Here is a 5,780-nt window from a genome sequence, read left to right as displayed (position 1 = left end):
CCTCCCCTGCGGCGGCTTTTTTGGGGGAACCGCCCCCCCCCCGGGGCGGGGGGGAAAAAAAGGGCGCGGCCCCGGCGGGGGCGGGGGGGAAAACCCCGCCCCCGGGGGGCCCGCGGGGGGGGGGGCGCCCCCCCCCCGCGGCCCCGGGCCCCCCGTTTCCCCCCCGGCCCCCGGGGGGGCCCGTTCCCCCAAAAACGCCGCCGCAGGGGAGGCGGCGGCTGGGCCCTAACCGTTCACCCGGTGGAATTCGGCGAGCACTCCGGCCGGGATACGGCCCCGCGCCGACACCTCGTGCCCGTTGCGCTGCGCCCATTCCCGGATCACCTTCGCCGATACGGATCCACCGGCCCGTTCCCGTTTGGTCCGCCCGATCCGGCCGGCCCGGCGGGCGAACGGGGTCCATTTGCCGAAGACTGCGCGCAACTCCCCCGCGTTGGCTTCGGTCAGGTCGATCTCGTACTTCACTCCCTCGAGTGCGAACACCACAGTTTCGGCCGCGGGTGATTCGCCGTCGAGGTCATCGATCAAACTGATGACGACCTTGCGCGCCATGGGCTAGCTCCTCCGATCCCCGAACAACATTGCCACATATGACATCAACAACCCCCGCGGCTGTGCGAATCAGAGCCGATCGGCTGTGCGGAATCCGAGCTCGTCCGCAGTACCGGCACAGCTACCTCTCCCGGGGGCTGTGAGCATACCGCTAGCGGTGAATGCCGCGACGCCGGGGCGGAATCCGGACGCGGACCGCTACCGTGGCGGTCGGATCGGAGAGGACAGAGGATGAACACAGAACACCCGCGGGAACCGGAGACCGTGGAATTCGACCTGCCCCATCTCGCGATGACAGCGCTGGCGTGGGGCGCGCCCGGCGGCCGGCTCGCCCTGTGCCTGCACGGCTTCCCGGACACCGCGTGGACCTGGCGGCATCTCGGACCGGCACTCGCCGACCGCGGGTTCCGGGTGATCGCACCGTTCACCCGGGGCTACGCCCCGACCGCTGTCCCAGCGGACGGGGACTACCATCTCGGCGCACTCGCCTACGACGCGCTGGCCCTGTACCGAGCGCTCGGCAACCCGGCCGACGCCGTCCTCATCGGACACGATTGGGGCGCGCTCACCGCCAATACGATTGCCGCCCTGCCCGACTGCCCGTTCCGGCAGGTGGTCTCGCTCGCGGTGCCACCGGTTCCGGCGATGCGGCCGCGACCGGCCACGGCCCGGCGATCGGCCGGAGCGTACCTGCGGCAGCTGCGGTACAGCTGGTACATCCTGTTCAACCAGCTGCCCGGAATCGCCGAACGCAGCCTCGACCGGCTGATACCCCGGCTCTGGCACGACTGGTCCCCCGGCTACCCGGCCGCGGAGGATATCGCCCATACGCTCGCCGCGCTGCCCACCGGTGCACATCGAACCGCCGCGCTCTCCTACTATCGCGCGTTCTTGCGTCCGGCGAAGGTTCCGGAGCCGTACGCCGGACCACACCGGTACTGGGATCAGGCGCCCCGGGTGCCGATGCTGTACCTGCACGGTTCGGCGGATACCACCATGCATCCGGTGTTCGCGGCACGGGTGGGTGAGGTTCTCGCACCGGCGGGCGGCGTGAGCGAAACGGTGACGGATGCGGGGCATTTCCTGCATCTGGAGCGGCCCGGGGAGGTCGCGGGGCGGATCGGCCTGTTCCTCACCGGTGAGCGACCCGGGTCGCACCCGATGAACTAGCGGGCGGCTCCTCTGGGCGGCAGGAGCTGCCGCACGGGCACACCCGAAGACGTCGCCGACACCATGATCGGAGCCACCGTTCGCGGACACCGGCGCGCGTCGGAACGAACGTGCGGTCGCCGGATCACGTGATGCTCCGGGGCACCCCTTTATGGTTCCCATCACAGACGCGATAATCCCGCTTCCGCAACTATCACGGGGTCCCCTATCATCGCGCGGTGGCCAGTGAGGTGGAAACGAGCACGCTGATCGAGTATTTCGTGCTCGGGGTCTGCGATCCGGGACGGTGGAAGGGAGTCGACAGGCTCGCCGAACTGGATCTCAGCGTCGCTCAGGCCCGGGTGCTGTTCAGTGTCGTCCAGCACCGCGAGCCGCAGCCGATCCACACCATCGCGGAGGAACTCGGCCTGTCGATGACGGCGGCCGGCCGCAATGTCGACCGGCTGGTCCGCCTGGGCCTGCTCACCAGGCAGGAAAGCCCCACCGACCGGCGGGTCAAACTGGTCGGCCCCACCGAACACGGGCATCAGCTCGCCCGGGACCAGATCGCGATCCACCGCGCGACGATCGACCAGGCGGTCGCCCGCCTACCCGACGCACTGCGTACCGACCTCTGCAAGGTCCTCACCGCTGTACTCGAGTCCGGGGCCATTCAGAAAGTCGCGGCATACCCCCCAGCACCCTCAGGAGACAATTCGTGAACGCAACCCAAGCCCCCGCGCCACCCGCGGGGGCTTCCGACAGAATCGACGCGTCGGTTCTGAAATTGGCCGGTGTGGTGGTCCTCGGATCCATCATGTCCATCCTGGACATCACGGTGGTCAACGTCGCGATGCCGACGTTCCAATCCGAATTCCATGTCGCCAACTACTCCACGGTCGCGTGGACGGTCACCGCCTACACGCTGGCGCTGGCCACCGTGATCCCGCTGACCGGCTGGGCCGCCGACAGGTTCGGCACCAAACGCCTCTACATGATGGCGCTGTTGCTGTTCACCGTCGGGTCGGTGCTGTGTGCACTGTCCTGGAACATCGGTGCCCTCATCGGGTTCCGGGTCATCCAGGGGCTCGGCGGCGGGATGCTCATGCCGCTCGGTATGACCATCATGACGAAGGCCGCGGGACCCGAGCGGATGGGCCGGCTGATGGCCATTCTCGGTGTTCCGATGCTGCTGGGCCCGATTCTCGGCCCGGTTCTCGGTGGCTGGCTCATCGAGGACGCCTCCTGGCACTGGATCTTCCTGATCAACCTGCCGCTCGGTGCGATCGCGATCGTCTACGCCTGGTTCGCGCTGCCGAAGGACGAGGCACACCCCACCGAGAAATTCGATTTCGTGGGCATGCTGATGCTTTCACCGGGTCTGGCGCTGTTCCTGTACGGCATCTCCTCCATCCCGGAGGAAGGCACCGTCAACACCCCGAAGGTGTGGGCGACGATGCTGGTCGGTGGCGCTCTGGTGGCCGCGTTCGTCTTCTACTCGTTCAAGCCCAAGAACCCGCTGCTGGATCTGCGGCTGTTCAAGAATCGCGATCTCACCGTCGCCACCATCACCATGTTCCTGTTCTCGGCGTCGTTCTTCGGCGGGTTGCTGCTGATCCCGACCTACTTCCAGCAGGTCCGGGGTGAGAGTGCGCTGATGGCGGGGTTGCTGGTGGCTCCGCAGGGTATCGGTTCGCTGCTCACCATGCCGATCGCGGGCATGCTGGTGGACAAGGTGCCGGTGGGCCGGGTGGTCCCGGCCGGCCTGGCGATTCTGACCGCGACCATCTTCGGGCTCACCCAGATCGAGGCCGACAGCTCCTACGTCTACGTGCTCGGCGTGCTGTTCGTCATGGGTCTCGGTATGGGCTTGACGATGATGCCACTGATGACGGCCGCGCTGCGTACTCTGCAGGAGGCACAGGTGGCACGCGGATCCACGCTGCTCAACATCATTCAGCAGATCGCCAGTTCGGTGGGTGTCGCGGTGATCTCGGTGGTCCTGACCAACCGGATGCAGGATTCACAGGCGGTATCGGCCGGGCAGGCGATGATGGAGGCACAGCGCACGGGCGCACAGCCCGACCCCGGGGTGCTGCAGTACATCGCGAGCCTGGGTGACAAGTTCGAGGCCGTGATGCTGGGCGAGATGTCGGACGCCTACGCGAGCAGTTTCTGGGTCGCCTTCGTGCTGTGTGTGGTGACGGTGGCGTTCTCGCTGCTGCTGCCGCGTAAGGCGAGCTCGGTCCCGAAGGCGGGCGAGAACAGCCCGGCGCCGGTACTCATGCACTGAGCGCACCGGACCGCATCGCTCCGCCCGCCCGAACCGCCCGGTTCAGGCGGGCGGAGCCGTCTGCAGGAACCAATCCAGGATCAGCGGGAGCGCGGTGGTCGTGGTGGCGCCGTGATCGAGGGCGCCGAGATCGATCAGCTCGGCGCCCGCACCGAGTTCGGCCTTCATACACCGCTGGGAGTTCTCGAACGGGACACTGCGGTCACCGGTCGCGGCGTACAAGCGGACAGGCGCGGTAGGAGTCCAGTCGCAGACGGTATCGCTGTCCGCCATGGCGCGCAGGGCGGTACCGGTGGGATTGCGGGCCAGCTCGAGGTATTCGGGGGTGAGTAGTTCCTGCGGGGTGCGCGGCAGCTTCGACGCGATGGTCAGCAGATCGTGCCGGCCGTCGAAGAGTTGCTCGACCTGCTGTGCGTACGGTTGCCGGAACGCGGCGGCGGGATCGTCGTAGAGGTGGTGGATCCGGTTCATGGCAGTGGTCCAGTACGCCAGGAAGACGACGGCCTGGCGCGGTTCGACACGGCCGTCCAGCGCGGCCGGGGCCTGGACCTCCTGGATCGCGTACGGACCGCTCACCGCCGCCACCGCGCCGGGGCGCGCATCCCGGACCGCTCCGGCCTGCAGGTCGCGGCCGAGCGCGAGAGCCGCCTGTCCACCCTGCGAGAAACCGGTGACCAGGATGTCGGGATGTACCTCGCGGCCCTGTTCGGCGAGCAGCGCACGCGCGGCGAGCAGCAGATCGGCCGAGGCGGAAGCCTCCGACGGTGCGTGTGCGTACGGGTGCGGGCCGGGCCCCGAACCCAGCCCGAGATAATCGGGCGCGACCGCCAGATAGCCGGCGGCGGCGAACAGCACCGTGCGGGCGCGATCGGACTCACCCGCCGCGGACGGTGCCTCGTCCCGGCGCACGACCGTGCCGTGCGCGTAGGAAACGGTGCGCAGGCGCGGGATATCGGTTTCGGGGACGACCACCAGCCCGCTCGCGGTGGTCGGCGCACCGTCCGGGGTGACGGTGCCGTAGACGACCCGATAGGTGCGTACACCGTTGGCCCGCGGAACCGGATACTTCCATTTCGTGAGGTAGTCGCGGGTCTGCGCGGCGTCCATCGTCACGATCGGGGTGGCCGATACGAGATCGCCGCGGCCGGCCGGCGTGGGGTCCTCGGGCGCGACGTCGCCGGTGGCGCAGGCGGACAGCGGCGCGATGAGCGCCACGGCCAGTAGCGTCAGCAGTATCCGGACCACGGTCACCAGTGCCTCCCGGCGGGTCGATCGGCTTTCCGGAGCGACGCTACCGGGCGCCGCGAAACAACTCGTCGACGGCGGGCGATGTGATGAGCGTGGACCCCGAAGTCATACCGCCGGCCGAGCGACGGGATACGGTGCGGCGCTTGCTCGCGCTGTGTCATATCGTCAACGAACTCGTCGATCTCGCCGAAGCCGAATCGGCCGCCGGTAGCCCGGTTTCGACGGCCCTGCACGAACAGGCGTTGCTGGCCCGGACCGTGCTGCGAGAAACGGTCGTGGACCTCGTGGCGGCCGGCCGCGCCGGTCATTCGGATGCCGCCTGACACCGGAAATAGTTGTCGGGCGCACTGTTCCAGCGATTGTTCCCAGTGGTGAACGCAGAAATACACTGGGTTGATGGCCAAACCGACCCCGTGGGGCCGCGGCGCCGACCCGGCGGGCGCGGCGGGGGCCCCCCCCCCCCCCCCCCCCACCCCCCCCACCCCCGGGCCCGGTGGGGGGGGGGGGGGGGCGCGCCGGGGGGGGCCGCGGGGGGGGG

At 69.0% G+C, this 5,780-nt stretch carries 6 protein-coding genes; 4 read left to right on the top strand and 2 right to left on the bottom strand.

What is annotated here, in order from left to right:
• Window positions 1-225 precede the first annotated feature (225 nt).
• Window positions 226-552: a histone-like nucleoid-structuring protein Lsr2 gene (locus QH276_RS30335; protein WP_280400264.1), complete on the bottom strand. Its 327-nt coding sequence runs from the start codon at window positions 550-552 to the stop codon at window positions 226-228.
• 231 nt (window positions 553-783) lie between these two features.
• Between QH276_RS30335 and QH276_RS30330 the strand changes: the two genes are divergently transcribed.
• From QH276_RS30330 to QH276_RS30320, 3 genes are all read left to right on the top strand, one after another.
• Window positions 784-1,722: an alpha/beta fold hydrolase gene (locus tag QH276_RS30330; protein ID WP_280400265.1), complete on the top strand. Its 939-nt coding sequence runs from the start codon at window positions 784-786 to the stop codon at window positions 1,720-1,722.
• 218 nt (window positions 1,723-1,940) lie between these two features.
• A complete protein-coding gene (locus tag QH276_RS30325; protein WP_280400266.1) occupies window positions 1,941-2,423 on the top strand; it encodes a MarR family winged helix-turn-helix transcriptional regulator in 483 nt (160 codons plus the stop codon).
• Window positions 2,420-3,994 carry a DHA2 family efflux MFS transporter permease subunit gene (locus tag QH276_RS30320; RefSeq protein ID WP_280400267.1) on the top strand — a complete coding sequence of 525 codons (1,575 nt, stop codon included), beginning with the start codon at window positions 2,420-2,422 and terminating at the stop codon, window positions 3,992-3,994. The genes QH276_RS30325 and QH276_RS30320 overlap by 4 nt, the downstream gene beginning before the upstream one ends.
• A gap of 42 nt (window positions 3,995-4,036) precedes the next feature.
• On the opposite strand, the gene QH276_RS30315 is transcribed toward QH276_RS30320, so the two are convergent.
• The gene (locus QH276_RS30315; RefSeq protein ID WP_280400268.1) at window positions 4,037-5,245 is read right to left on the bottom strand and encodes an alpha/beta hydrolase family protein; all 1,209 of its coding nucleotides are present in this window, start codon (window positions 5,243-5,245) and stop codon (window positions 4,037-4,039) included.
• An 89-nt stretch (window positions 5,246-5,334) separates the two neighbouring features.
• Here QH276_RS30315 and QH276_RS30310 point away from each other — a divergent pair, with 89 nt between their 5' ends.
• Window positions 5,335-5,565: a hypothetical protein gene (locus QH276_RS30310; protein WP_280400269.1), complete on the top strand. Its 231-nt coding sequence runs from the start codon at window positions 5,335-5,337 to the stop codon at window positions 5,563-5,565.
• Window positions 5,566-5,780: the final 215 nt, after the last annotated feature.

This window comes from Nocardia carnea (assembly GCF_029869215.1).
GTDB classification, from domain to species: Bacteria; Actinomycetota; Actinomycetes; order Mycobacteriales; family Mycobacteriaceae; genus Nocardia; species Nocardia carnea_B.
The sequence above is the reverse complement of the archived record's forward strand: the minus strand, read 5'-3'. Positions and strand labels throughout refer to the sequence as shown.